Consider the following 26,674-nt stretch of genomic DNA (forward strand, 5'->3'; position numbering starts at 1 on the left):
AAATTATGTTGCACGGACGTCGGGACCCTTATTACAATCGGCCGAAAGCTGCCGCGGCCGTGCTTCGTCCGCGTCGTCTGTCCAAAGAGCGTTCCTCTACATCCAGGAGACGAGCATGTCCGCTGTACCCGACGAAGTCATGAAATATGTCGCCGCTGAAAAAGACGACGATCCCCAGGAAACCGGCGAATGGCTGGAAGCGCTGGATGGCGTGATTTCTGCTGTGGGCCCTGACCGCGCTCACTACCTCATCGAGAAACAGATCGAATTCGCCCGCGTGCACGGCGAACACCTGCCGTTCTCTGCCAACACTCCGTACATCAATACGATTCCCGTGTCGCGTCAGGCGCCGATCCCCGGCGACCAGGACCTCGAACACCGCATCCGCTCGTACACGCGCTGGAACGCCATCGCCATGGTGCTGCGTGCGGGCAAGGACACCAACGTCGGCGGCCACATCGCCTCGTTCGCGTCGGGCGCCACGCTGTATGACGTCGGCTACAACCACTTCTGGCACGCAGCCTCGGACAAGCATGGCGGCGACCTCGTGTTCGTGCAGGGCCACTCGTCGCCGGGTGTCTACTCGCGCGCGTTCCTGCTCGGCCGTCTGACCGAGAACCAGCTCGACAACTTCCGTCAGGAAGTGGGCGGCGAGGGCATCTCGTCGTATCCGCACCCGTGGCTGATGCCGGACTTCTGGCAATTCCCGACGGTCTCGATGGGCCTCGGCCCGATCATGGCGATCTATCAAGCCCGCTTCATGAAGTACATACAGGCGCGCGGCATCACGAAGACCGAAGGCCGCAAGGTCTGGGCCTTCCTTGGCGACGGCGAAACGGATGAGCCGGAATCGCTCGGTGCAATCGGCATGGCCGGCCGGGAACGTCTCGACAACCTGGTGTTCGTGATCAACTGTAACCTGCAGCGCCTCGACGGTCCGGTGCGCGGTAACGGCAAGATCATCCAGGAACTCGAAAGCGAATTCCGCGGCGCCGGCTGGAACGTCATCAAGGTGATCTGGGGCAGCCGCTGGGATGCGCTGTTCCAGCGCGACAAGTCGGGCGCGCTGATGCGCCGGATGATGGAAGTCGTGGACGGCGAATATCAGACGTACAAGTCGGAATCCGGCGCGTACGTGCGCGAGCACTTCTTCAATACGCCGGAACTGAAGGCGCTGGTCGCCGACTGGTCCGACGACGACGTGTGGAACCTGAATCGCGGCGGCCACGACCCGCACAAGATCTACGCAGCGTTCACCGAAGCCACGCAAGCCAAGGGCCAGCCGACCGTCATTCTCGCGAAGACGATCAAGGGCTACGGCATGGGCGAAGCCGGCCAGGCGATGAACATCACCCACCAGCAGAAGAAGATGCAGGTGGAGCAGCTGAAGAAATTCCGCGACCAGTTCCGTCTGCCGATCGCCGACGAAGACCTCGTCAACGTGCCGTACCTCAAGTTCGAAGAAGGTTCGAAGGAACTCGAGTACATGCGCGCTCGCCGTCAGGACCTCGGCGGCTATCTGCCGGCGCGCCGTCAGAAGGCCGAGTCGCTGCCGGTGCCGGATCTGGCTGCATTCGAGCCGCTGCTCAAGGGCACGGGCGAAGGCCGCGAGATCTCCACGACGATGGCGTTCGTGCGGATCCTGAACATCCTGCTGAAAGACAAGGCGCTCGGTAAGCGCGTCGTGCCGATCGTGCCGGACGAATCGCGTACCTTCGGTATGGAAGGTCTGTTCCGTCAGATCGGTATCTGGAATCAGGAAGGCCAGAAGTACGTGCCGGAAGATTCCGATCAGCTGATGTTCTACCGCGAATCGGAAACCGGTCAGATCCTGCAGGAAGGCATCAACGAAGCCGGTGGTATGTCTGACTGGATCGCAGCCGCGACGTCGTACTCGACGCACGGCGAGATCATGATCCCGTTCTACATCTTCTACTCGATGTTCGGCTTCCAGCGTATCGGCGATCTGGCATGGGCGGCGGGCGACATGCGCTCACGCGGCTTCCTGCTGGGCGGCACCGCGGGCCGCACGACGCTGAACGGCGAAGGTCTGCAACACGAAGACGGCCACTCGCTGCTGTGGGCCGCTTCGGTGCCGAACTGCATCAGCTATGACCCGACCTTCGGTTACGAACTCGCGGTCATCATGCAAGACGGTCTGCGCCGCATGGTGCAGGATCAGGAAGACGTGTACTACTACATCACGGTGATGAACGAAAACTACGAGCACCCGGCGATTCCGCAGGGCGATGCTGTAGCGGCCGACATCATCAAGGGTATGTACGCCTTCAGGAAGGCCGAAGCCGACACGAAGGCGCCGCGCGTGCAACTGATGGGCGCGGGCACGATCTTCAACGAAGTGATCGCCGCTGCCGACCTGCTGAAGAACGACTGGGGCGTTGCGGCCGATCTGTGGAGCGTGCCGAGCTTCACCGAACTCGCGCGCGAAGGCCACGAAGTGCAGCGCTGGAACCTGCTGCACCCGACCGAAGAGAAGAAGCTCTCGCACGTCGAGAAGCTCTTGAAGGACGCACAAGGTCCGGTCATCGCATCGACCGACTACGTCCGCGCGCTGACCGAGCAGATCCGCGCGTTCGTGCCGCAGAAGTTCGTCGTGCTGGGCACGGACGGCTACGGCCGTTCGGACACGCGTGAAAAGCTGCGCCACTTCTTCGAAGTCGACCGCTACTGGGTCACGGTTGCCGCGTTGAATGCACTGGCAGATGAAGGCACGATCGAACGCAAGGTCGTCGCCGAGGCGCTCAAGAAGTACAACCTTGATCCCGCCAAACCCAACCCGATGACCGTCTAAGGCATCATTCCCCGTGTGCCACGGCGTGCGCGCCTGCCCCTGATCGACAGGGGCAGGTTGCGTGCGCGGCCCAGGAGACACTAACAATGAGTCAAGCGATCGAAGTCAAGGTGCCGGACATCGGCGATTACAAGGACATCCCTGTGATCGAGGTGCTGGTGAAGGCGGGTGATACCGTCGAGAAAGAGCAGTCGCTCGTTACGCTGGAGTCCGACAAGGCGACCATGGATGTGCCGAGTTCGGCGGCCGGCGTCGTCAAGGAAGTGAAGGTCAAGGTTGGCGACAACGTGTCGGAAGGCTCGTTGATCGTCGTGCTGGATGGGGCGGCAGGCGGTGCCGCTGCTTCGCCCGCGCCGGCGCCTGCCGCCACACCAGCTCCCGCGCCGGCCCCGGCTGCAGCTCCAGCACCGGCTGCAAGCGGTGGCGGTCTGCAAGAAGTCAAAGTGCCGGATATCGGCGATTACAAAGACATTCCCGTGATCGAAGTCTCCGTGAAGGTCGGCGATCGCGTCGAGAAAGAGCAGTCGCTGGTGACGCTCGAATCCGACAAGGCGACCATGGACGTGCCGAGCTCGGCCGCCGGCGTCGTCAAGGAACTGAAGGTCAAGGTGGGCGATACCGTGTCGGAAGGCTCGGTGATCGTCGTGGTGGAAGCTGACGGTGGTGCCGCTGCACCGGCTGCCGCGCCGAAGCAGGAAGCACTTGAGAAGCCGTCGGATGCGCCGGCTGCACCGTCGCCCGCTCCGGCGTCGCCGTCAGCGCTTGCGCAAGCGCCGCTGATTCCGGCCGGCGAGGGGGGGACACGGCATGCAAGCCATGCGTCGCCGTCCGTGCGCAAGTTTGCGCGCGAACTCGGCGTCGATGTGACGCAAGTGCAGGGCACGGGTCCGAAGGGCCGTATTACGCAAGCAGACGTGACGGCCTTCATCAAGGGTGTGATGACGGGCCAACGTGCGGCACCCGCGGGCGTTGCGCCGGCTGCGGCAGGTGGCGGCGAGTTGAACCTGCTGCCGTGGCCGAAGGTCGACTTCACCAAGTTCGGTCCGGTCGATCCGAAGCCGTTGTCGCGCATCAAGAAGATTTCGGGCGCGAACCTGCATCGCAACTGGGTCATGATTCCGCACGTCACGAACAACGACGAAGCGGACATCACCGAACTCGAAGCGCTGCGCGTGCAGTTGAACAAGGAACACGAAAAAGCCGGCGTGAAGATCACGATGCTGGCGTTCGTGATCAAGGCTGTCGTCTCAGCCTTGAAACAGTTCCCGACGTTCAATGCCAGCCTCGACGGCGATAACCTCGTGTTCAAGCAGTACTTCCACATTGGGTTTGCTGCCGATACGCCGAATGGTCTGGTCGTTCCGGTGATTCGCGATGCGGACAAGAAGGGTTTGATCGATATCGCGAAGGAAATGACCGAGCTTTCCAAGGCTGCGCGGGATGGCAAGCTGAAGCCGGATCAGATGCAAGGTGGGTGCTTCTCGATTTCGTCGTTGGGTGGGATTGGCGGCACGAACTTTACGCCGATCATCAATGCGCCTGAAGTCGCCATTCTCGGGTTGTCGCGTGGCGCGATGAAGCCGGTTTGGGATGGCAAGCAGTTTGTTCCGCGTCTGATCCTGCCGTTGTCGTTGTCGTATGACCATCGGGTGATCGATGGCGCTGCGGCCGCGCGGTTCAATGCTTATCTGAGTTCGATTCTTGCCGATTTTCGGCGTGTGATTCTTTGATCTTTTGATGATTGCCTGCGGCGCGGATTTTTTTGTCTGTTATCCGCGTCTCTTCGTTGAACCTGCTTTCTTATCGGTCTATTAGCGTCGCCCCTGTGCGGGGCGGCACCTACTTTTCTTTGCCTTGCCAAAGAAAAGTAGGCAAAAGAAAGGCGCGTCCTTGGGCGGACAGCAAAGGCTGATTCTGTCCAGAGCGCTACCACCTTTTAGGCTGTATTTTTCCGGTTCTTCGCCTCATCAACGATCAATAAGAGAAGGGGACACTATGAGTCTCGTCGAAGTAAAAGTGCCGGATATCGGTGACTTCAAAGACGTCGATGTCATCGAAGTCAATATCAAAGCGGGCGACGTCATCGAGAACGAACAGGCGCTGATGACGCTCGAGTCCGATAAGGCTTCCATCGAAGTGCCGAGCGATACCGCCGGCACCGTCAAGGAAGTCCGCGTCAAAGCCGGCGACAAAGTCTCGCAAGGCACGGTCATCGCGCTGGTCGAAACGTCAGCGAGCGCAGCTCCGGCTAAAGAGCCTGAGAAAGCGCCCGCTCAAGTGGAAGCAAAACCACAGGCTGCACCTGCACCCAAGGCGGCAGGTCCTGCTCCGCAAGCCGGTAGTTTCTCCGGCAGCGCGGACATCGAGTGCGACATGCTCGTGCTCGGTTCGGGTCCCGGCGGTTATTCGGCCGCGTTCCGCTCGGCCGACCTCGGCATGAAGACGGTGCTCGTCGAACGTTATGCAACGCTTGGCGGCGTCTGTCTGAACGTCGGTTGTATCCCGTCGAAGGCGCTGCTGCACACTGCTCTCGTCATCGACGAAGCCGAAGCGCTTGGCGCTCACGGCATCACATTCGCCAAGCCGCAAATCGATCTCGACAAGCTGCGCGACTTCAAGTCGAGCGTCGTCAAGAAGCTCACCGGCGGTCTCGCCGGCATGGCGAAGATGCGCAAGGTCGAAGTCGTGACGGGCACCGGCACGTTCGTCGATCCGCATCACATGGAGGTTCAGACCGACGGCGGCAAGAAAGTCGTCAAGTTCAAGCAGGCGATCATCGCCGCGGGCTCGGAATCGGTGAAGCTGCCGTTCATTCCGGAAGATCCGCGTGTGGTCGACTCGACCGGCGCGCTCGAATTGCGTCAGATCCCGCAGCGCATGCTGGTGATCGGCGGCGGCATCATCGGTCTCGAAATGGCGACGGTGTATGCGACGCTTGGCGCGCAGATCGACGTGGTCGAAATGCTCGACGGTCTGATGAACGGTGCGGATCGCGATCTGGTCAAGGTCTGGGAGAAGTACAACAGCAAGCGTTTTGCCAACGTCATGCTGAAGACCAAAACCACCGCGGCGCAAGCGAAAGACGACGGCATCTACGTGTCGTTCGAAGGCGAAAAGGCTCCGCCCGAAGCGCAACGCTATGACCTCGTGCTGGTCTCCGTCGGCCGTACGCCGAACGGCAAGAGGATCGGCGCGGACAAGGCCGGCGTCGCGGTAACGGATCGCGGCTTCATCGACGTCGACAAGCAGATGCGCACCAACGTGCCGCACATCTTCGCAATCGGCGATATCGTCGGTCAGCCGATGCTCGCGCACAAAGCCGTGCATGAAGCGCACGTCGCCGCTGAAGTCGCACACGGCGAAAAGGCGTACTTCGACGCGCTGCAGATTCCGTCGGTCGCCTACACCGATCCGGAAGTGGCGTGGGCCGGCAAGACGGAAGACCAGTTGAAGGCGGAAGGCATCAAGTACGGCAAGGCAGTGTTCCCGTGGGCCGCGTCAGGCCGCGCGATCGCCAACGGCCGCGACGAAGGCTTCACCAAGCTGATCTTCGACGAAGAAACGCATCGCGTGATCGGCGGCGGGATCGTCGGTCTGAATGCGGGCGACCTGATCAGCGAAATCTGTCTCGCGATCGAAATGGGTGCGGACGCAACGGATATCGGTAAGACGATTCACCCGCATCCGACGCTCGGCGAATCGATCGGTATGGCCGCAGAGTTGTACGAAGGCGTCTGCACCGACTTGCCGCCGCAGAAAAAGAAGTAACGCTAAAGAAAGAACCCGTTCGAATCTGGACGGGCAACGCTCAAGCGAACGCAATAAAAAACGGCGCATCCTGTAAAGGGATGCGCCGTTTTTCTTTCTATCGCAGCAGCAGAGCAGAGCGTTCGCCGGCCAGGACGTAAAACACACATCAATCAAGCCGCGGGAAAAAAAATCCCGGCCTTGCGCCGGGCAAACGATACGCTGTTCAACGTATCGGAGCGTTCGGCCGTGCAGCGCCGCGTAAGACCACGCGGCCACCGCCCGACGCTGCTGCTTTCGATACGGGCCGGCCTCGCTCGCGCCAGGCCGGCTCGTTGTTGAAACTTAAACCGTCTTCTTGGCCGAGCGCGATGCTTGCGCAGCGGCTTGCGAAGCTGCCTTCGATGCGGCTGTAGCAGCTGCATTGAAGTTGCTTTCAGCAATTTCGACAGCTTGCTTGGTCGCCTTGTGAACCGTTTCGTACGTGGTGTTGGCGGCGGTAATAGCCGACTTCATCACGGCGACGGCGGTTTCCGAGCCGGCCGGTGCGTTCTTCGCAACGTTTTCGACGAGCGATTGGATCTTGCGGTTCTGCTCTTCGAATTGCGCTTCCGCGACGCGGGTGAATTCACCTTGCGTAGCCGAAACGATCTCATACACGTGACGGCCGTACGACAGCGCCTTTTCAGCCACCGGCTGTGCGAGGCTGGCTTGCAGCGCCAGCAGTTCCTGCGCGTCCTTTACCGACAGTGCACGTTGTGCATTTTCCTGGCTTTCCGCGAGCGTTGACTTCACGACTTGCAGGTTAAGCTCAACCAGCTTTTCGACGCCTTCAAATGCTTTGGTCGTCAGGCCGAACAACGTTTCAAAGTTGGCTTTCTGGGCTGCGGCGAATTGCTCAGGGGTCAGCAGAGTCATGGTTTACGCTCCTGGATTACGGTCTGTCTGTGCGGACCGCATTGGGTTGATGGCGAGACGCGTTAGATCGTCTCCTCCGGGCCGCGATGTTTGTGCATCGCAGCAATGGTTCCCATTTTAGAATGCTAGCGGGGAATGTCAAGCGCTTTTTGTGCGTTGCACAATATTAAAAAATTGCTTATAAAACAGGACGTTATGCGGCGCGCATGACATCCATATGACGCAAGTCAATTTGACTGCCGCACCGCACTGGTGCGCAAGGAAACCGCATTTTTTTCCGAATAAGGGGCAGATTCTGGCCGGTGCTCACGGGAAGGAGAGCAGGGTGTAGCGTCTTGTGAGGCTGACAAAAATTCACGCTGTTGCACATTCGATGTAAACCGGAAAGTGTCACGGAACGTTAGTGCTCTATGCCGGTCGAATGCGCGTCGGTTGGTCCCCAGCAGGTATTTAACAGCCTGCGGCGAGTCCCCGGCGCCGTCCCGTTGCGCCGGTAACGCTTTGCATTTCAGCGCGCCGACCGTATTTCCCCTGATCAAGGTTGTCTCGAAATTGCCGTTATGCTGAAAGGATCATGTCGATTCCGGCGTATGGCGGCAGCGGCGAGACCAGATGCGCGGCGATCGTTTTTTTCGATCGATGCGCGGCACTTATTCGTGTTTTTGCGATCGGAGCTTACAAGCCGGTTTAAGGAGCGCGTATAAGTGCTTAATATTGCTAATTTTTCGTTGTTTTACTACACTTGCGGAAACCTCTCGCCGCTCACTAACGAACACCAATGAAAACCGACATGTTTTCGTCGCTTAAAGTGATCCACGGCGCGGCCCGCAGCACCGCTCTGTCGGTGGCCATCTCCATGGTCATCGCAGCGGCGTTCGCCACGCCTGTCACCGCTTTTGCCGCAACGCCCGCCGCAACTGCAAAATCCCCTAAACACGCGAAAGCGGCCAAGAAGCCGGCAGCGGCCACCGCCAAGGTGTCGAGCCAGTCGGCGAAGGTCACCGCTGCCGCCGCCGCTGGTGACGACGCGCCGCGCGCAAGCGTCAAGCGCAAACGCGTGACTTACTCGTCGAACGGACGCCACCACTCGGTGATGCGCCGCGTCGCGTACGAACCGCGTCAACCGACCGTCGGCCAGGCTTTCGGTCTGCACGACACGCCCGACGCGCTGATGTTGCGCTCGAGCGTGGCTTACGTGATCGATCAGAACACGGGCGAGTCGCTCTTCGACAAGAACTCGCGCGCCGTGGTGCCGATCGCGTCGATCACCAAGCTGATGACGGCGATGGTGGTGCTCGACTCGAAAGAGCCGATGACCGACCAGATCGAAGTCACGGACGAAGACCGCGACTATGAGAAGAACACCGGCTCGCGTCTGTCGGTGGGCTCGGTGCTCTCGCGCGAAGACATGCTCCACATCGCGCTGATGGCGTCGGAAAACCGCGCGGCGGCGTCTTTGTCGCGTTATTTCCCGGGCGGTCGCCCGGCGTTCCTCGCGGCGATGAACGCCAAGGCCAAACAACTTGGCATGACCGACACGCACTTCGAAAACCCGACGGGCCTGACGAGCCAGAACGTGTCGAGCGCTCGCGACCTCGTGAAGATGGTCAACGCGGCGTATCAATATCCGATAATCCGCAAGTTCTCGACCGACCATAGCTACGAGGTGTACACCGGCAAGCGTTCGCTGGCGTATAACAGCACCAATGCACTGGTGCGTAATCCGACGTGGGACATCGGCCTGCAAAAGACCGGTTTCATCAACGAAGCGGGCGAGTGCCTCGTCATGCAGACGACCATTCATGGCCGTCCGATGATCATTGTCCTGCTCGACTCGTTCGGTAAGTACTCGCGCTTTGCGGACGCAACGCGTCTGCGGACGTGGCTCGATAACGGCGGCGACCAGCCGCGCATTACCAGCGCGGATGCCGGCGGCGCGGGCACCTGAAGCACCTCGGCAGCCGATTTTCGGATCGGCGCTCAGCGCCACAATCAGGGAAACAAAAAAGCCTCGCAGATGCGAGGCTTTTTTATTGATCGGAACGTCCGGCTCATGCGTGCTGCGAGTGCGGCTGCTCTTGCGGTGTTTGCGGCCGATAACCGAGCGACTCGGAAATCATCAGCGCCGTCTGGCTGAGCTGCCCGAGCCACGAATCCTGCAAACGATCCGCCGGGGCGGACAGCGACAGACCCGCAACCAGCTTGCCGGTGTCGTCATAAATGCCGGCCGCGATGCAGCGCACGCCGAGTTCCAGTTCTTCGTTGTCGCGCGCGCAGGCTTGCTGGCGCACATGCGACAGTTCGCGCTCCAGTTTGGTCAGATCGGTGATGCTGTTTTGCGTGTGACCCGACAGCCCGGTGCGGGTGGCGTAGGCCCGCACGCGGGTCGATTCGTCGGCGGCGAGGAACAGCTTGCCCACTGAGGTCAGATGCAGCGGCGCCCGGCCACCGATGGCCCGCACCACCTGCATGCCGGAGCGTTCGGAATAGGCGCGTTCTATATAGACGATCTCGTCGCCCTGGCGTACCGACAGATTGACCGTCTGGCCAGTTTGACGATGCAGCTCGCGCATCGGCGTGAGCGCCGCGTCGCGCACAGAGAGCCGCGCCTTCACCAGGTTGCCCAGTTCGAGCAGGCGCATGCCGAGGCGGTAGGTGCCGGGGTCCGACCGGTCGACCAGCCGGCACATCACCATGTCGTTCAGGATGCGGTGCGCGGTGGACGGATGCAGCTCCGTGCGGATGGCGAGTTCTTTCAGGCTGACCGGGTCGCTATGCGCAGCAAGTGCGTCGAGCAAGCGCATCATGCGTTCGATCACCTGGATCGAAGTTTTGGGATCCGGGTTCGTATCGCTCATGGGAGGAATCGGTTGACGCGTCAAACAGCGGAAATTGATTGTATCTCGTATCGTGAAAAAAGCGAACGCCGTTGGAAGGTCCGTTCCAATTTAACGTAGCGTTCGTCTTATGCCCTCCGGCCGTTGGTATTGTGCGGCAAACAGCGGATAATCAGGGACGTTTTCCCGAAGGAGGGCCCATGCGAGTCGGATTGTTCGTCACCTGCCTGATCGACCTGATGCGTCCGGAGATCGGCTTTTCGGTTATCAAGCTGATCGAGGGCGCCGGATTCGAGGTGGTGGTGCCGCCCGCGCAAACCTGTTGCGGGCAGCCCGCGTACAACTCGGGCGAACGGCGCATTGCGCGCGATCTGGCCGAAAAGACCCTGCGCGAATTCGAACAGTTCGACTATGTGGTCGTGCCGTCCGGCTCGTGCGGCGGCATGATTCGCGAGCACTACGGCGACCTGTTCGCCGACGATCCGGAGTTGATGGGCCGCTTCGGCCGGCTGCGGCCCAAGGTGTTCGAGTTGACCGATTTCCTCGTCAACGTCGCCAAGGTGCAATTGCAGCCGGGCGAGTTCGCGGGGCAGGTGACGTACCACGATTCCTGCTCCGGGCTGCGCGAACTCGGCGTCAAAACTCAACCGCGCGCGCTGCTTGCGCAGGTTGGCGTGGCGGTGACCGAAATGAAGGATTGCGAGCACTGCTGCGGCTTTGGCGGCACGTTCGCGGTCAAGTACGGCGACATCTCGACGGCGATCGTCGACGAAAAATGCGCGAATATCAGTGCGAGCGGTGCTGGCACGGTCGTGCTCGGCGACCTCGGCTGCATGCTCAACATCGAAGGCCGCTTGCGGCGCACCGGCGATACTGCCACGCGCGTGCTGCACATCGCCCAGGTGCTGGCCGGCGACGCCTGAAGGCGCTCGCCGCATTTCGTTTCGCGCACATCTCGAATAAGCACAAGGCCGCCATGCAAGTCCAATCGATGCAATTCAAGGCCCGCGCGGGTCAGAAACTCGCTGATCAGCGTCTGCAGCAGAACCTCACCAAGCTGTCGACCAAATTCGTATCGGCCCGCGCCGCGGCCATTACCGCGATCAATTTTCCCGCCACCCGCGCGGCTTTGAAGGAGCGCCGCGATCGCGCGCTGGACAATCTCGATGTCTGGCTCGAAACCTTCGAACGCGAAGCTGCCCGGCGTGGCGTCACGGTGCTGTTTGCCGAAACGACCCAGGAAGCGGCGCGTCTGGTCGGCGACATTGCGCGCCGGCACGATGTAAAAAAGGTGATCAAGACCAAGTCGATGGTCACCGAGGAAATGCGCCTGAACGAAGTGCTCGGGCAGATGGGCGTGCAGTCGATCGAAACTGACCTGGGCGAATATATTCTGCAGATCAACGGCAACGAGCCGCCAAGCCACATCATCGCGCCGGTCGTCCATAAAGATAAGGACGAGATCGCCGACCTGTTCGCGAAGACGCACGATCGGCCGCGTCTGACCGAGATCACCGACATGACTCGCGAAGCGCGCGAGATGCTGCGTCCGCACTTCATGACCGCAGATATGGGCGTGACGGGTGGCAACTTCGTGGTAGCGGAAACCGGTTCGGTGGTGCTGGTCACGAACGAGGGTAACGAGGGCATGTGTACGGTGATGCCGCGCGTGCATGTCGCGGTCACCGGTATTGAGAAAGTGCTGCCTACGCTGGAGGATCTGGCCACCGCAATGCGTCTGTTGCCGCGCTCGGCAACCGGTCAGGCGACATCGAACTATTTTTCCGTTCTGACCGGGCCGCGCGGTCCGGGCGATCAGGACGGCCCCGAGCACATGTACGTGGTGCTGGTCGACGGAGGGCGTACTGGACTGATCGGCGGTGACTTCCAGGAGATGCTGCGCTGTATCCGTTGCGGTGCGTGTATGAACCACTGTCCGGTGTATCAGAAGGTGGGCGGCCACACGTACGGCTGGGTCTATCCGGGGCCAATGGGATCGGTGTTGACGCCGAGTTATGTCGGACTCGACAAGGCGCTGGATCTGCCACAGGCCGCGACCTTGTGCGGCGAGTGCAATAGCGTTTGCCCGGTGGGGATTCCGTTATCCGATCTGTTGCGCAAGTTGCGCGAGAAGCAGGTGGAGCGGCGGCTGCGGCCTTGGCGAGAGCGGGTGGGGTTGGCTGTCTGGGGCTTCCTCGCGTTGCATCCGGATGTGTATGCGCTCTTCACGAAGCTCGCCGTGCGCGTGCTGGAGCAGATGGGCGGGCGCAATCGTTCGATTTCGAAGTTGCCGCTGGGTGGCGCGGGCTGGACTAACACGCGCGATATGCCTGCACCGGTAGGGCGCACGTTCCGTGAGCTTTATGCGGCGCAGCGCAGCCATATTGGGTGAGTCAGCGGCTCTGTTGCCGTGCGCGAGCCGAGTGGCGCGCGGCGTCACTGGAGTGCGAGGCATTGCGCCGTACTGGTGATGCTTCTATCGCGATGCCCGTCCGGCAGTGGTGCCGCGGGCTTGCGCGCCACGGCACCATGCAATGTGACGGATCAATGGTCCGTCATCCCCCCTGACTGACGGCCGGGAACGCCTCGCCTTGCATCCGTGCTGCCGCCGTTACCGCGTCCACCGCCGTTGCCTGCTTGTTGCGGCGGCGGGCTGCTCGGGCCCGGGCGTCCCGCATTCGACCCGCCAGGCCCCCCGGGACCTCCGGCAGCACCTTGCGGCGGAGGACCGCCGCGCTGGCCGCCGCCATTCGGCTGACCATGCCAGCCGCCGTTATCGCCACGGTTCCCGTGGTTGCCGTTATCCGGCCGATCCCGATCCCGGTCCCAATATCCCGGATAACCTCGATAGCCCGGACCCGGCCCATAGTAGCGGTCCGGGCCGTCGTAGTAGCCCGGACCCCAGTAGTTGCCATAGCCCATGTAGACATTGGTTTGCGGCACGACGGGCACCCCGTTGGCATAGCCGTCGTAACCGTCATAGCCGTCATAGCCGTTGTAACCGCCGCCATAACCGTTGCCATACATCGGCGTGCCGTCCGGATAGACGGCACAGCCGCCGAGCAAGGCAGCGACGGCGAGACCGACGAGGGGAGCAATGCGTTTCATTTTGTGGATCACTTGCGAAAGTGCGTGACTATAAGACAATTATTATCGCCAACCGTCGCATCAGCTTTGTATGTGTTTGTAAGGATTTATTTTCTGTGCCACGACGCATGTCAACGAGATGCGCCGCGAAACAGTCAAAGGACTGTTCCTCCCAGCGCAACGCTGTATCTCGCGCCAGTGGGTTTTTCACGATTGTTTCTTTCTATAGAATTTCGACTGGGCATAGTGGGTCACGAGCTCATGAGCCCCTAATCGGAAGAAACGACATCATGAAAAAGACAATATCGGTGTACTGGCCATTCGCCATCGTTGTGCCGCTTGCTGCGGCAGCTTACCTGCACATTTGTGGCGATGCCGCCTCGCGCGCGCCGCAAGCTCCGCTCGCTGCGGATCAATTGACTGCTGAACTCGCGCGCGCCGTCTCGTACGGGATGGTTGGCGACGCCGCGACGCTGCCGGCCAAACCCGTGCGTGCAGTCACGTCGCTGCCCCTTGCGCAAGCGTCGTAAGCGCGCCGGCGTTGCATTATCGGGTGCCGCACACGCATCGCGGCGGGCTGAGCGGGATGCTGCGCAGCGCCCGGCGCGATCCGGCCCAGCTTTGTATAATCGCGGCACCGTTTCCTAACCTGTCGATCCGCGCGAGCGTCGCGCCAGAAAGCCCCTGATGAAAACCGTGTCTATCTGCTTCGTCTGCCTCGGGAACATCTGCCGTTCGCCGACCGCGGAAGGCGTGATGCGGCATCTGGTGGCCGAGGCGAATCTCGCGGAGCGCATTTTGATCGATTCCGCCGGTACGGGCGACTGGCACATCGGCCAGCCACCGGACGACCGCGCGCAGCATGCCGCCGGCCAGCGCGGCTACCAACTGGCCGGCTTACGCGGGCGCCAGATCGCCGCGGCTGATTTCGAGCGCTTCGATCTGCTGATCGCGATGGACGACAAAAACGTCGCCGCGCTAAGCCAAATCTGCCCGCCGGCGCTGCGGGACAAAATCCGTCTGCTGATGGAATTTGTGCCGGAAACGGACAGCCGCTGGGGTGGTGCCCGCGAAGTCGTCGATCCGTATTTCGGCGGCGCGGAAGGCTTCGAGCAAGTGCTCGATCAATGCGAAGCAGCCTGCCGTGGTTTGATCGCAGCGCTCCGTCCCCAGTTGGTGCCCTGAAAGCGCACCAAGGCTTCGTTGGGCGTATCTGGTAATTAAGCAAATGACCCAAATTGCAATAGGGATACTTGACTAAATCGCTCATGTATTTATACTTGACCAAACTTGTCGAGAATTGCGGTTCCCACACCATATGAGACTCACCACGAAAGGCCGTTTCGCCGTCACGGCGATGATTGACCTGGCACTGCGCCAGGAGCAGGGCCCGGTGACGCTTGCGGGTATCAGCCAGCGCCAACATATCTCCCTGTCGTATCTCGAGCAGCTGTTTGGCAAGCTGCGTCGTCACGAAATCGTCGAGTCCGTGCGCGGACCGGGCGGTGGCTACAATCTGGCCCGCCGCGCTGAAGACGTGACTGTGGCCGACATCATCATCGCTGTCGACGAGCCGCTCGATGCCACCCAATGCGGCGGTAAGGGCTCGTGCGAGGGCACCAAACAGCATGACGGCCACTGCATGACGCACGAATTGTGGTCGACGCTGAACCAGAAAATGGTCGAGTACCTGGATTCGGTCTCCCTGAAAGATCTGGTCGATCAGCAGCGTTCGCGCGAAGGCTCCCCGGCGGTGTTGCGCGACCGGCGCAACGAGGCGCCGGCGGTCGAACCCGCGCGCGTGGTGCCGAAAGGGCCCAATTCCGTTTTCAACATGGCCGGTTCCTAGGGCGCGGCGAGTCGATTACTTGCGACCTCGCCGCAGCCTGATCAAGAATCCAGAAGCCAGAGCACATGACGTCCCCGGAGCGATAGATGAACAACGACATTCCCCACCTGCCCATTTACATGGACTACAGCGCCACGACCCCGGTCGATCCGCGCGTGGTGGACAAAATGATTCCGTACTTGCGCGAGCAGTTCGGCAACCCCGCATCGCGTAGCCACTCGTATGGCTGGGACGCGGAGCGTGCGGTCGAAGAAGCGCGCGAGAATGTCGCTGCGCTGGTGAATGCCGATCCGCGCGAAATCATCTGGACCTCGGGTGCAACTGAATCGGACAACCTCGCGATCAAGGGTGCCGCGCACTTCTACAAAAGCAAGGGCAAGCACATCGTCACGGTGAAGACCGAGCACAAGGCTGTGCTCGACACTTGCCGCGAACTCGAGCGCGAAGGTTTCGAAGTCACCTATCTGGATGTGAAGGACGACGGCCTGATCGACCTCGACGTGTTCAAGGCCGCGCTGCGTCCGGACACGATCCTTGTCTCGGTGATGTCGGTGAACAACGAGATCGGCGTGATCCAGGACATCGAGGCGATTGGCGAAATCACCCGTGAAAAGGGCATCATTTTCCACGTCGACGCGGCGCAAGCCACCGGCAAGATCGAGATCGATCTGCAAAAGCTGAAGGTCGACCTGATGTCGTTCTCGGCGCACAAGACGTACGGTCCGAAGGGTATCGGCGCGCTGTACGTGCGTCGCAAGCCGCGTATCCGTATCGAGGCGCAGATGCATGGCGGCGGTCACGAGCGCGGCATGCGTTCGGGCACGCTGGCCACGCACCAGATCGTCGGCATGGGCGAAGCGTTCCGTATCGCACGCGAAGAAATGGCGACGGAAAATGAGCGCGTCCGCATGCTGCGCGACCGCCTGCTGCGCGGCCTGTCGGAAATGGAAGAAGTGTATGTGAACGGCGACATGGAAAAGCGCGTGCCGCACAACCTGAACATCAGCTTCAATTTCGTCGAAGGCGAATCGCTGATCATGGCGGTGAAGGACGTGGCGGTGTCGTCGGGGTCGGCTTGCACGTCGGCGTCGCTGGAGCCGTCGTATGTGCTGCGCGCATTGGGTCGTAACGACGAACTGGCGCACAGTTCGATCCGCTTCACGGTGGGCCGCTTCACGGCCGAGCAGGATGTCGATTACGTGATCAACCTGCTGAAGACCAAGATTTCGAAGCTGCGCGACTTGTCGCCGCTGTGGGAAATGCACAAGGACGGGATCGATATTTCGACCATCCAGTGGGCAGCGCACTGACGCGCCAGTTTGTGGACGTCGAATTCATCGAATGCAGATTGAAACGAATCAAGGAGTGTAATCATGGCTTATAGCGACAAGGTTCTGGACCACTACGAAAACCCGCGCAACGTCGGTTCCTTCGCGAAGGACGACGATGCGGTCGGCACCGGCATGGTTGGCGCGCCGGCGTGCGGCGACGTGATGAAGCTGCAGATCCGCGTGGGCGCGGACGGCATCATTGAAGACGCGAAGTTCAAGACGTACGGCTGCGGTTCGGCCATCGCGTCGAGCTCGCTCGTCACTGAATGGGTGAAGGGCAAGACCCTCGACCAGGCCATGTCGATCAAAAACACGCAGATCGCCGAAGAACTGGCGCTGCCGCCGGTGAAGATCCACTGCTCGATTCTCGCGGAAGACGCGATCAAGGCAGCGGTCGCCGACTACAAGCAACGCCACGGCGAAGCTGTCGTCGAAGCTGACAAGCAGCACGCTTAAGCGCGCCGTTGAGTGTGAATCGAAGCGGACGGCGCAGCGCAACAACGCACCGTCCGGCATGAGCGATATTTGAAGCAGGCAGGGTAGCAGCGCGGAAGTCATCACACCGGTGATAAGCACACGAGTGACGAACACGCACTGCGCAATGAGAAACGCTATGGCAATTACGTTGACCGAAAAGGCAGCACAGCACGTCCAGAAGTATCTGATTCGTCGCGGCAAGGGTGTCGGGCTGCGGCTTGGCGTGCGCACGACCGGTTGCTCGGGTTTGGCCTACAAACTCGAGTACGTGGATGAACTCGCGCCCGAAGACGAAGTGTTCGAATGCAACGGCGTGAAGATCATTGTCGACCCGAAGAGCCTCGCCTATATCGACGGCACCGAACTCGACTTCGCACGTGAAGGGTTGAACGAAGGCTTCAAGTTCAACAACCCGAACGTGAAGGACGAGTGCGGTTGCGGCGAGTCGTTCCGCGTGTAAATAGGTTCACTTCCGCGTGCAGCGGAAAAAAGGCGGCGCGGGCCGCCTTTTTAGTTTCATCCGCGCCTATTTGATCTGCATTGATCTGCGCTTTTTGACTGCACTCCGGTGCGCTTCCTGAACGGACTCCTTCTATCCGATGGCCTCGCTGAACGACAGCCACTTCGACTTGTTCGATCTGCCCGCGCAATTCGCGCTCGACGCGTCCGCGCTCGACCACGCGTACCGCACGGTGCAGGCGCAAGTGCACCCGGACCGCTTCGCGGCGGCCGGCGACGCGCAAAAACGCATTGCGATGCAATGGGCGACGCGCACCAACGAGGCGTATCAGACGCTGCGCGATCCGCTGAAACGCGCGACCTATCTGCTGCATCTGCGCGGCATCGACGTCGGCGCGGAGAACAATACGGCGATGGAGCCGGCGTTCCTGATGCAGCAGATGGAGTGGCGCGAAGGTATTGAAGACGCGGCCGCGGCGAAGAACGTCGATGCGCTCGACGCCCTGCTCACGGAACTGTGCGACGAAGAGCGCATGCGTTTCGACAAACTCCGCGCCTTGCTCGACAGCGGCGCGAATCAGGCGGCGGGCGAGGCGGTGCGGCAGTTGATGTTCATCGAGCGGGTGGCGTCGGAAATCGGCACGCAGATCGAGCGGCTCGAAAACTAGCACCGCGCGCAGTGCTACCGACGCACGACGATACACAAACGCAGCCGTAGCATTAACATCCAGCAACGCGAAATTTCAGGACGGGGCCATGCGGCCCCGAGAAGATCCAGATGGCCTTACTGCAAATCTCCGAACCCGGCATGGCGCCGGCGCCTCATCAGCGGCGTCTCGCGGTCGGTATCGATCTCGGCACCACCAACTCCCTCGTCGCCGCCGTGCGCAGCGGCGTGCCCGACGTGCTGCCCGATGAGGACGGCCATGCGCTGCTGCCGTCGGTGGTGCGTTACCTCGAAAAGGGCGGCCGCCGTATCGGCCGCGCCGCCAAGGCAGAAGCCGCGACTGATCCGCGGAACACGATCGTGTCGGTCAAGCGCTTCATGGGCCGCGGCAAGGCGGAAGTCGAAGGCGCCGAAAACGCGCCGTACGATTTCGTCGACGCGCCTGGCATGGTGCAGATCCGTACCGTCGACGGCGTGAAGAGCCCGGTCGAAGTGTCGGCGGAAATTCTCGCCACGCTGCGCCAGCGCGCGGAAGACTCGCTCGGCGACGAGCTGGTCGGCGCGGTTATCACCGTGCCCGCGTATTTCGACGAAGCGCAGCGCCAGGCGACCAAAGACGCCGCGCGTCTGGCCGGTCTGAATGTGCTGCGCCTGTTGAACGAGCCGACCGCGGCGGCGATCGCCTACGGTCTCGATAACGGTTCCGAGGGTCTGTACGCGGTGTACGACCTCGGCGGCGGCACCTTCGATCTGTCGATTCTCAAGCTCACCAGGGGCGTTTTCGAAGTGCTCGCGGCGGGCGGCGATTCCGCGCTCGGCGGCGACGATTTCGACCACGCGCTATATCGCCATGTGCTCGAACAAGCCGGCATCGCGCCGCAGACGCTTGTTCCGGAAGATGTGCGCCTGCTGCTGGACAGCGTGCGCGCGACCAAGGAAGCTTTGTCGGACGTGCCACGTGCGAAGTTGCAGGCAACGCTCTCGAACGGCACTGCGATCGATCTGACGATCGACGAAGCCACTTTCGAAACGATCACCCAGGCGCTCGTTCAGCGCACGCTCGGTCCGACGAAGAAAGCACTGCGCGACGCCAAGGTCGCCACGAAGGACATCAAAGGCGTGGTGCTGGTCGGCGGCGCGACGCGCATGCCGGTGATCCGCCGCGCGGTCGAGTCGTTCTTCGGCCAGCCGCCGCTCACCAATCTGGATCCGGATCAGGTCGTCGCGCTCGGCGCGGCGATCCAGGCCGATCTGCTCGCGGGCAATCGCGGCGCCGACGGCGACGACTGGCTGCTGCTCGACGTGATTCCGCTGTCGCTCGGCGTCGAAACGATGGGCGGCCTGACCGAGAAAATCATCCCGCGCAATTCGACGATTCCGGTCGCGCGCGCGCAGGATTTCACGACCTTCAAGGACGGCCAGACAGCGATGGCGATCCACGTCGTGCAAGGCGAGCGCGAGCTCGTCAGTGATTGCCGCTCGCTCGCGCGTTTCGAGCTGCGCGGCATTCCGCCGATGGCCGCCGGCGCCGCGCGGATTCGCGTTACGTATCAGGTCGACGCGGACGGTTTGCTGTCCGTGTTCGCGCGTGAGCAGGGTTCGGGCGTCGAGGCGTCGGTGGTGGTCAAGCCGTCGTACGGTCTCGCCGACGACGACATTGCCAGGATGCTCGAAGACAGCTTCTCGACCGCCGAAGTCGACATGCGCGCCCGTGCGCTGCGTGAAGCGCAAGTCGAAGCGCGGCGCCTCGTCGAAGCGACCGACGCCGCGCTTGCCGCTGACGCCGAATTGCTCGACGACAGCGAACGCGCCGAACTCGACGCGCTGCTTGCCGCTTTGCGCAATATTGCGCAAAGCGACGACGTCGACGCGATCGAAGCCGCGACCAAAACGCTCGCCGAAGGCACCGACGAATTCGCTGCCCGCCGCATGAACAAGGGCATTCGCCGCGCGCTGGCCGGCCGCAAGCTCGACGAGATCTGAGCCTTGCGGTAGCGGCATGCGAGCCGGTACGCCCGCAGCCGGTCGCCCGCAGCCGGTCGCCCGCAACAAACGAATACGCGCCGCGCGTCTTAAAAACGGCACGCGGCGTTAGTAAAATGGTACGGAGCCGGACTGCGGCAGCCGTGCCTCAGACCGAAACGGAAAATGTATGCCTCAAATCGTTGTGCTGCCTCACATTGAACTGTGCCCGGAAGGCGCGGTGATCGATGCCGTGCCCGGCAAGAGCATCTGCGACAGTCTGCTCGATCACGGCATCGAAATCGAGCACGCGTGCGAGAAGTCCTGCGCGTGCACGACCTGCCACGTGATCGTGCGTGAGGGTTTCGCCGCCTTGACGCCGTCCGAGGAAGACGAGGACGATCTGCTGGACAAAGCGTGGGGGCTGGAACCGGCCTCGCGTTTGTCGTGCCAGGCGATGGTGCCGGCGGAGCAGGATCTGGTCGTCGAAATCCCGCGTTACTCGATCAATCACGCGAAGGAAAACCACTAACAGGAGGATGCAGCCATGAAGTGGACCGATACGCAAGACATCGCGATGGCCCTGACCGACAAGCACCAGGACATCGATCCGCAGCAGGTGCGCTTCACTGATTTGCACCGCTGGGTTACCGAGCTGGAAGGTTTCGACGACGACCCTAACCGGTCGAACGAGAAGATCCTCGAGGCGATTCAGGCTGCCTGGATCGAAGACGCGGATTATTGAGTTTTGTGCCCGCGGCGCGCGATTCGTTTCTGTTGCGACAAAGAAAAAGGCGATTCCAATGGAATCGCCTTTTTTAACGCCTGTGAGAATCTTCAGGCTGGCATCGGTCAGCTTGCCACCAGCGTGCCGTTTTCGACCCGCACGCGCTGACCTTGCTGGAACGGCGGCGCTTCATGGTATGTGAAGTAGCGCATCTTGCCGTTTTCCATGCGCACGCGCACCGAATACGACGTGCTGCTGCGCAGATGTTTTTCGACCGAGTTGCCGGCGAGACCACCGCCGAGCGCGCCGAGAATCGTCATTGCGGTACGGCCGTTGCCGCTACCGAACTGGTTGCCGACCACGCCGCCGGCCACTGCACCGCCGACCGCGCCGATGCCAGTGCCATGACCTTCCTGCTTCACCGCCGAGATGCTGACCACCGTGCCGCAAGTCGAGCAGTAAGCCGGTTGCGAAGGTTGCTGCTGCGCATATTGCGGGGCCGGCTGCGCTTGTTGCTGCTGGGCGTATTGCGGTTGTTGCACAGGCGCCGGGGCTGGCTGGCGTTGAACCGGTTGCTGAGCCTGCTGTTGGGCGGCCTGTTGCGCCTGTTGCTCCGCTGCTTGTTGGGCGGCCTGTTGCGCCGCCAGGTTCGCCGGAGCGGCGGAATCGACCACCGCCGGTTGCGTAGTCACTTGCGCGGCCTGGGTCTGGTCGGTTTGCACGCCGTTGCTCGAGGCCTTCGGGAACAGGCCTGTGATCGCCGCCGTCGCGGCAAGGCTGGCGATGATGAGGGCGCCCGCAGCGGTCGCTACGAGCGGGTGGAGACGGCGTTGTTCCGTGGGCTTGGTATCCGGGTTGTCCATATTGGCCTCCGTCTGAAGCAGAGTCGACTTTATTGAGACAAAGTGTCGGGCAAATTGATCTCCGGGAGGTTTCAATTTGTAACCATTTCCGGGCAATCATGTTGCACGAGAGGCGTCGAAGGGCCCGCGGACTGTGGAAGCCCTTGGTTCGCGTAGCGCCCAGCGGGGAGCGAAAAGGGCCGTCGCCGACGATGATGTGCACCTTTTACCGATGGTTACAAACTGTCAGCTTCGGGTCGCCCAGTTTTCCCGCCTGAAAATGAAAAACGCCCGGTATCGATCCGGGCGCTTTCGGGTGTTTTCTGCAGGTTAACGCAGCGAGCCAATCAGTCTTCGCGGCGCAGATGCGGAAACAGAATCACGTCGCGGATGCTCGGGCTGTCGGTCAGCATCATCACCAGACGGTCGATGCCGATCCCGCAACCGCCCGCCGGCGGCATGCCGTATTCCAAAGCGCGGATGTAGTCGGCGTCGTAGAACATTGCTTCTTCGTCGCCGGCGTCTTTCTGGTCGACCTGCTTCTTGAAGCGCGCGGCCTGGTCTTCCGGATCGTTCAGTTCAGAGAAGCCGTTGGCGATTTCGCGGCCAGTAATGAACAGCTCGAAACGCTCGGTGATCCCATCGAACTTGTCCGATGCGCGCGCGAGCGGCGACACTTCGATCGGGTAGTCGATGATGAAAGTCGGCTCCCACAACTGCGACTCGGCGGTTTCTTCGAACAGCGCTAGTTGCAAGGCGCCGATGCCCGCGTTCAGGAACTGCGGCTGCGACGCATCGACGCCGAACTTCTTCAATTCCGTGCGGAGGAATGCGTCGTCGCCGAGTTGTGCGTCTGTGTACTGCGGCGCGTACTTCTGGATCGCCTGGCTGATCGTCAAGCGATGGAAGGGCTTGGCCAGATCCAGTTCCCGGCCCTGGTAGCTGATCGTCGCGCTGCCGAGCGCATCGACCGCCGCCTGGCGGATGAGCTGCTCGGTGAAGTCCATGATCCACTTGTAATCGGTGTAGGCCGCGTAGAACTCGATCATCGTGAATTCCGGATTGTGGCGCACCGACACGCCCTCATTGCGGAAATTCCGGTTGATCTCGAACACGCGCTCGAAGCCGCCGACCACTAGCCGCTTCAGATACAGTTCCGGCGCGATCCGCAGGAACATTTGCATGTCGAGCGCATTGTGGTGCGTGGTGAACGGCTTGGCCGCGGCGCCGCCGGGGATCGGGTGCAGCATCGGCGTTTCGACTTCCATGAAGTCCGCGTCCGCCATGAACTTGCGGATCGACGAGATCGCCTTGGTGCGCGCGACGAAAGTCTTGCGCGTTTCCGGCGTGACGATCAGATCGACATAGCGCTGGCGATACTTCATTTCCTGGTCAGACAGACCGTGGAACTTGTCCGGCAGCGGACGCAGCGACTTCGACAGCAAACGCAGTTCGATACAACGCACCGACAGCTCGCCCTTGTTGGTGCGGAACAGCACGCCGCGCGCCGCGACGATGTCGCCCATGTCCCACTTCTTGAACGCGTCGTACGTGGGCTGGCCGACGTCGGCCGGCGTGATGAAGAACTGGATCTGACCCGAACCGTCGCGCACGGTCGCGAAGCTTGCTTTGCCCATCACGCGCTTGAGCATCATGCGGCCGGCAATCGCAACTTCGAGCGGCGTGGCTTCGAGCGCTTCCTTGTCGGTATGCTCGTATTGCGCTTGCAGATCTTCGGCGTGGTGCGTGGGGCGGAAATCGTTCGGATAGGCGATGCCTTGCTCACGCAGCTCGCGCAGCTTTTCGCGGCGCTCGGCGATGATCTTGTTGTCGTCCACCTCGGGCACGACATTCGGCTGGATCTGTTCGTTCATGATGGTTTGTATTCGGTGGTCCGCATGCGGTGGCTTGCATTCGGGTGGCCTGCGAGTAGGTCAACCACAGGCGCTATAACAAAGATGCGGCGCGGCGATGCACTGCATGCCGCGCCGGTCGCGCTTAGACGCCCTGTTTCAGGCTGGCGCTGATGAACGGATCGAGGTCGCCGTCGAGCACGCTCTTGGTATTGCTGATTTCGACATTAGTGCGCAGATCCTTGATACGGCTGTTGTCCAGCACGTACGAGCGGATCTGATGACCCCAGCCCACATCGGTCTTGCCGGCTTCGAGCTTGTCCTGCTCGGCCTGACGCTTGCGGATTTCCGCTTCGTACAGGCGCGACTTCAGCATGGCCATGGCTTCGGCACGGTTACGGTGCTGCGAGCGGTCGTTCTGGCACTGCACCACGATGCCCGACGGCATGTGCGTGATCCGCACCGCGGAGTCGGTCTTGTTGATGTGCTGACCGCCCGCGCCGGACGCGCGGTACGTGTCGATGCGCAGATCGGCCGGGTTGATGTCGACTTCGATCGAATCGTCGATTTCCGGATACACGAACACCGACGAGAACGATGTATGACGGCCGCCTGACGAATCGAACGGCGATTTGCGCACGAGGCGGTGCACGCCGGTTTCAGTGCGCAGGAATCCGTAGGCGTATTCGCCCTCGATTTTGATCGTTGCGTTCTTGATGCCGGCGACGTCGCCTTCGGTCTGTTCCAGCACTTCGGTCTTGAAGCCCTTGCGTTCGCAGTAGCGCAGGTACTGGCGCAGCAGCATCGAGGCCCAGTCGCACGCTTCGGTGCCGCCGGCGCCGGCTTGAATGTCGAGGAAGGCGTTGTTCGGGTCGGCCGGGTTCGCGAACATCCGGCGGAATTCCATATCGGCGACGCGCTGTTCGAGGCCTTGTGCATCCGCCTCGCAGGCGACGAGCGTTTCCTCGTCTTCTTCTTCGCGAGCCATTTCGAACAGATCCTGCGCGTCACGCAGGTCGTTATCGAGCGCCGTGAGTTTGCCGACGACGTCGTCGAGCAGCTTTTTTTCCCGGCCGAGGGCCTGGGCGTGCTTCGAGTCGTTCCAGACGTCCGGGTCTTCGAGTTCCCGGTTGACTTCGATTAGACGCAGTGCTTTGTCGTCGTAGTCAAAGATACCCCCGTAGGTCGGCCGCGCGCGTGCGCAGGTCCGCCAGAGAGGCTTCGATCGCGTTGAGACGTTCCGCTTCCATGTCGATCTTTTATAGCTTCGTAAAAAGGGGAAATTATAGCCGATCGGCGCGCCGCGCCGGAGTCTTGTGAGCGATCCGGCGCGTGTTCAGGACTGATTTTGCGGTGATTTTCGACGCTTTTGAGCGTCTTGAACGGCGTCTAGCCCACCGCGTGTTCTACGATCAATTGCACTCGCGACACGCCGTTCCACGTGTCGCTCGCGAGCCGGTAAGCGACGGTGGTGCGTGCGGGCAGCGTGTCGGTATGGTTGAACCAGATCGCGTTGAAGCGCTGTCGGCCGCGCACCAGTTGCAGCTTCAGATGCTTGTCCTTGACCAGCGCCTGTGACGCGATATCGAATTCGCCGGAAAATACCGGCGCCGGGAAGCCCTGGCCCCAGACGGCGGCGTCGAGCATTTCGACGAATTGCGGTGTGAAGTACGCGTCTTCGAGTTCGCCGTCCGTTTCGACGGTGCGCGCGAGCGCGTCGTCAGAGAGCCATTCGCGGCCGACCGCTTCGAACGCGGCAGTAAAGCGCGGCACGTCGGCGGCGGCGATGGTGAGGCCCGCCGCCATCGCGTGGCCGCCGAATTTGACGATCAGCCCAGGCTCACGTTTGGAAATCAGGTCGAGCGCGTCGCGCAGATGGAAGCCTGCGATCGAGCGGCCCGAGCCTTTGACCAACTGGCCGCTGTCGTCGGCGAGCGCGAAGGTGAACGACGGCCGGTGGAATTTTTCCTTCAGCCGTCCGGCGACGATGCCGATCACGCCCTGGTGCCAGCCCGGATTGAACAGCGTAATGGTGGTCGCGCCGTCGGGATTGATCGCCGAGAGGTCCTCGAGCGCCTGCTGCTGCATGCCGGCTTCGATCTCGCGGCGCTCACGGTTCATCGTGTCGAGTTGCTGCGCGAGTTCCCACGCGCGGCCGATGTCGTCGGTGGTCAGGCATTCGATGCCGAGCGACATGTCCGACAGGCGCCCAGCCGCATTGAGCCGCGGGCCGAGCGCAAAACCGAGGTCGAAGCCCGACGCGCTGCGCGCGTCGCGCGCAGCAGCGCGAAAGAGGGCGGCGATGCCCGGCTGCATCTTGCCTTTGCGAATCCGCTGCAAGCCTTGCGCAACCAGCACGCGATTGTTGCCGTCGAGCTTGACCACATCGGCGACCGTGCCGAGCGCGACCAGATCGAGCAGGCCGTCGAGGCGCGGTTCGGGAAATGCGTCGTTGAAGGCGCCGCGGCGGCGCAATTCCGCGCGCAACGCCAGCAGCACATAAAACATCACGCCGACGCCCGCGATGCATTTGCTCGGAAACGTGCAGCCCGGCTGATTCGGGTTGACGATCGCACGGGCGGCGGGGAGCTCGTCGCCGGGCAAGTGGTGATCGGTCACCAGCACGTCGATGCCGAGCGCGTTGGCCGCTTCCACACCGTCGACGCTGGCGATGCCGTTATCCACCGTGATCAGCAGTTCCGGCTTGCTGGACGCACTGCGCGCGGCCAGCGCGACGATCTCGGGTGTCAAACCATAGCCGTACTCGAAGCGGTTCGGCACGAGGTACTCGATCTGTGCGCCGAACATCCGCAGGCCGCGCACCGCGACCGCGCAGGCGGTGGCGCCGTCGCAGTCGTAGTCGGCCACGACCAGCATGCGGCGCTTGCCCTGAATCGCGTCGGCGAGCAGCGCGGCGGCGTCTTCGCAGCCTTTGAGCCCGGCGGGCGGCACGAGCCGGGCGAGGCCGGTTTCGATTTCATCGGGCATGCACACGCCGCGTGATGCGTACAGACGCGCGAGCACCGGATGCAGGCCGTGGCGGGTGAGGACTTCGGCGTCGACCGGAGAGCAGGCGCGCGTAACGATTCGAGTCATTCGGAAAGGC

The 26,674-nt window shown here is 61.8% G+C and carries 23 protein-coding genes; 16 read left to right on the forward strand and 7 right to left on the reverse strand.

The window, feature by feature from the left end; all coding sequences use genetic code 11:
- Nucleotides 1-115: 115 nt before the first annotated feature.
- The 3 genes from aceE to lpdA all read left to right on the forward strand — a co-directional run bounded on the left by aceE (nucleotide 116) and on the right by lpdA (nucleotide 6,580).
- Entirely contained in the window at nucleotides 116-2,812 is a 2,697-nt protein-coding gene (gene aceE, locus WN982_RS06985) for a pyruvate dehydrogenase (acetyl-transferring), homodimeric type (RefSeq protein WP_341315011.1), read from the forward strand.
- Nucleotides 2,813-2,898: 86 nt separating this feature from the next.
- On the forward strand, nucleotides 2,899-4,542 hold the full coding sequence (aceF, locus tag WN982_RS06990; protein ID WP_341315012.1) for a dihydrolipoyllysine-residue acetyltransferase: 1,644 nt from the start codon (nucleotides 2,899-2,901) through the stop codon (nucleotides 4,540-4,542).
- A gap of 265 nt (nucleotides 4,543-4,807) precedes the next feature.
- Entirely contained in the window at nucleotides 4,808-6,580 is a 1,773-nt protein-coding gene (lpdA, locus tag WN982_RS06995; RefSeq protein ID WP_341315013.1) for a dihydrolipoyl dehydrogenase, read from the forward strand.
- A gap of 324 nt (nucleotides 6,581-6,904) precedes the next feature.
- Here lpdA and WN982_RS07000 read toward each other — a convergent pair whose 3' ends face one another.
- On the reverse strand, nucleotides 6,905-7,477 hold the full coding sequence (locus tag WN982_RS07000; RefSeq protein WP_341315014.1) for a phasin family protein: 573 nt from the start codon (nucleotides 7,475-7,477) through the stop codon (nucleotides 6,905-6,907).
- Nucleotides 7,478-8,255: 778 nt separating this feature from the next.
- Here WN982_RS07000 and pbpG point away from each other — a divergent pair.
- Complete coding sequence (gene pbpG, locus WN982_RS07005; protein WP_341315015.1) at nucleotides 8,256-9,425, forward strand: D-alanyl-D-alanine endopeptidase; 1,170 nt, start codon at nucleotides 8,256-8,258, stop codon at nucleotides 9,423-9,425.
- A gap of 103 nt (nucleotides 9,426-9,528) precedes the next feature.
- Here pbpG and WN982_RS07010 read toward each other — a convergent pair whose 3' ends face one another.
- A complete protein-coding gene (locus WN982_RS07010) occupies nucleotides 9,529-10,335 on the reverse strand; it encodes an IclR family transcriptional regulator (RefSeq protein WP_341315016.1) in 807 nt (268 codons plus the stop codon).
- A 179-nt stretch (nucleotides 10,336-10,514) separates the two neighbouring features.
- Between WN982_RS07010 and WN982_RS07015 the strand changes: the two genes are divergently transcribed.
- On the forward strand, nucleotides 10,515-11,237 hold the full coding sequence (locus WN982_RS07015) for a (Fe-S)-binding protein (RefSeq protein ID WP_341315017.1): 723 nt from the start codon (nucleotides 10,515-10,517) through the stop codon (nucleotides 11,235-11,237).
- A gap of 53 nt (nucleotides 11,238-11,290) precedes the next feature.
- Entirely contained in the window at nucleotides 11,291-12,706 is a 1,416-nt protein-coding gene (locus tag WN982_RS07020) for a lactate utilization protein B (protein ID WP_341315018.1), read from the forward strand.
- A 152-nt stretch (nucleotides 12,707-12,858) separates the two neighbouring features.
- Here the strand turns inward: WN982_RS07020 and WN982_RS07025 are convergent, their stop codons facing one another.
- Entirely contained in the window at nucleotides 12,859-13,422 is a 564-nt protein-coding gene (locus WN982_RS07025; RefSeq protein WP_341315019.1) for a hypothetical protein, read from the reverse strand.
- A 269-nt stretch (nucleotides 13,423-13,691) separates the two neighbouring features.
- On the opposite strand from WN982_RS07025, the gene WN982_RS07030 reads away from it, so the two are divergent.
- The 10 genes from WN982_RS07030 to iscX all read left to right on the forward strand — a co-directional run bounded on the left by WN982_RS07030 (nucleotide 13,692) and on the right by iscX (nucleotide 20,891).
- Nucleotides 13,692-13,931 (forward strand): hypothetical protein, encoded by a 240-nt coding sequence (locus WN982_RS07030; RefSeq protein ID WP_341315020.1) that lies wholly within the window; start codon nucleotides 13,692-13,694, stop codon nucleotides 13,929-13,931.
- Between the two features lie 157 nt (nucleotides 13,932-14,088).
- Nucleotides 14,089-14,586 (forward strand): low molecular weight protein-tyrosine-phosphatase, encoded by a 498-nt coding sequence (locus WN982_RS07035; RefSeq protein WP_341315021.1) that lies wholly within the window; start codon nucleotides 14,089-14,091, stop codon nucleotides 14,584-14,586.
- A gap of 133 nt (nucleotides 14,587-14,719) precedes the next feature.
- On the forward strand, nucleotides 14,720-15,250 hold the full coding sequence (gene iscR, locus WN982_RS07040; protein ID WP_341315022.1) for a Fe-S cluster assembly transcriptional regulator IscR: 531 nt from the start codon (nucleotides 14,720-14,722) through the stop codon (nucleotides 15,248-15,250).
- An 86-nt stretch (nucleotides 15,251-15,336) separates the two neighbouring features.
- On the forward strand, nucleotides 15,337-16,560 hold the full coding sequence (locus WN982_RS07045; RefSeq protein ID WP_341315023.1) for an IscS subfamily cysteine desulfurase: 1,224 nt from the start codon (nucleotides 15,337-15,339) through the stop codon (nucleotides 16,558-16,560).
- Nucleotides 16,561-16,623: 63 nt separating this feature from the next.
- Nucleotides 16,624-17,037: a Fe-S cluster assembly scaffold IscU gene (gene iscU / locus WN982_RS07050; protein WP_341315024.1), complete on the forward strand. Its 414-nt coding sequence runs from the start codon at nucleotides 16,624-16,626 to the stop codon at nucleotides 17,035-17,037.
- 157 nt (nucleotides 17,038-17,194) lie between these two features.
- Nucleotides 17,195-17,518: an iron-sulfur cluster assembly protein IscA gene (iscA, locus tag WN982_RS07055; protein WP_029967490.1), complete on the forward strand. Its 324-nt coding sequence runs from the start codon at nucleotides 17,195-17,197 to the stop codon at nucleotides 17,516-17,518.
- 139 nt (nucleotides 17,519-17,657) lie between these two features.
- Entirely contained in the window at nucleotides 17,658-18,185 is a 528-nt protein-coding gene (gene hscB, locus WN982_RS07060) for a Fe-S protein assembly co-chaperone HscB (protein ID WP_341315025.1), read from the forward strand.
- Nucleotides 18,186-18,295: 110 nt separating this feature from the next.
- Nucleotides 18,296-20,167, forward strand: coding sequence for a Fe-S protein assembly chaperone HscA (gene hscA / locus WN982_RS07065; RefSeq protein ID WP_341315026.1), 1,872 nt, complete (start codon nucleotides 18,296-18,298; stop codon nucleotides 20,165-20,167).
- Nucleotides 20,168-20,336: 169 nt separating this feature from the next.
- Nucleotides 20,337-20,678 carry an ISC system 2Fe-2S type ferredoxin gene (fdx, locus tag WN982_RS07070; protein ID WP_341315027.1) on the forward strand — a complete coding sequence of 114 codons (342 nt, stop codon included), beginning with the start codon at nucleotides 20,337-20,339 and terminating at the stop codon, nucleotides 20,676-20,678.
- A 15-nt stretch (nucleotides 20,679-20,693) separates the two neighbouring features.
- Nucleotides 20,694-20,891 carry a Fe-S cluster assembly protein IscX gene (gene iscX, locus WN982_RS07075; RefSeq protein WP_007181290.1) on the forward strand — a complete coding sequence of 66 codons (198 nt, stop codon included), beginning with the start codon at nucleotides 20,694-20,696 and terminating at the stop codon, nucleotides 20,889-20,891.
- A gap of 107 nt (nucleotides 20,892-20,998) precedes the next feature.
- Here the strand turns inward: iscX and WN982_RS07080 are convergent, their stop codons facing one another.
- The 4 genes from WN982_RS07080 to recJ all read right to left on the reverse strand — a co-directional run bounded on the left by WN982_RS07080 (nucleotide 20,999) and on the right by recJ (nucleotide 26,664).
- Nucleotides 20,999-21,736 carry a glycine zipper 2TM domain-containing protein gene (locus WN982_RS07080; RefSeq protein ID WP_341315028.1) on the reverse strand — a complete coding sequence of 246 codons (738 nt, stop codon included), beginning with the start codon at nucleotides 21,734-21,736 and terminating at the stop codon, nucleotides 20,999-21,001.
- 326 nt (nucleotides 21,737-22,062) lie between these two features.
- Nucleotides 22,063-23,589 (reverse strand): lysine--tRNA ligase, encoded by a 1,527-nt coding sequence (lysS, locus tag WN982_RS07085; RefSeq protein WP_341315029.1) that lies wholly within the window; start codon nucleotides 23,587-23,589, stop codon nucleotides 22,063-22,065.
- A 124-nt stretch (nucleotides 23,590-23,713) separates the two neighbouring features.
- A protein-coding gene (gene prfB, locus WN982_RS07090; protein ID WP_341315030.1) for a peptide chain release factor 2 occupies nucleotides 23,714-24,818 on the reverse strand; the annotation gives its coding sequence in 2 pieces (ribosomal slippage) (nucleotides 23,714-24,736 and nucleotides 24,738-24,818; 1,104 coding nt in all).
- Nucleotides 24,819-24,957: 139 nt separating this feature from the next.
- Entirely contained in the window at nucleotides 24,958-26,664 is a 1,707-nt protein-coding gene (gene recJ, locus WN982_RS07095) for a single-stranded-DNA-specific exonuclease RecJ (protein WP_341315031.1), read from the reverse strand.
- Nucleotides 26,665-26,674 lie beyond the last annotated feature (10 nt).

It is taken from the genome of Paraburkholderia sp. IMGN_8 (assembly GCF_038050405.1).
Classification (GTDB): domain Bacteria; phylum Pseudomonadota; class Gammaproteobacteria; order Burkholderiales; family Burkholderiaceae; genus Paraburkholderia.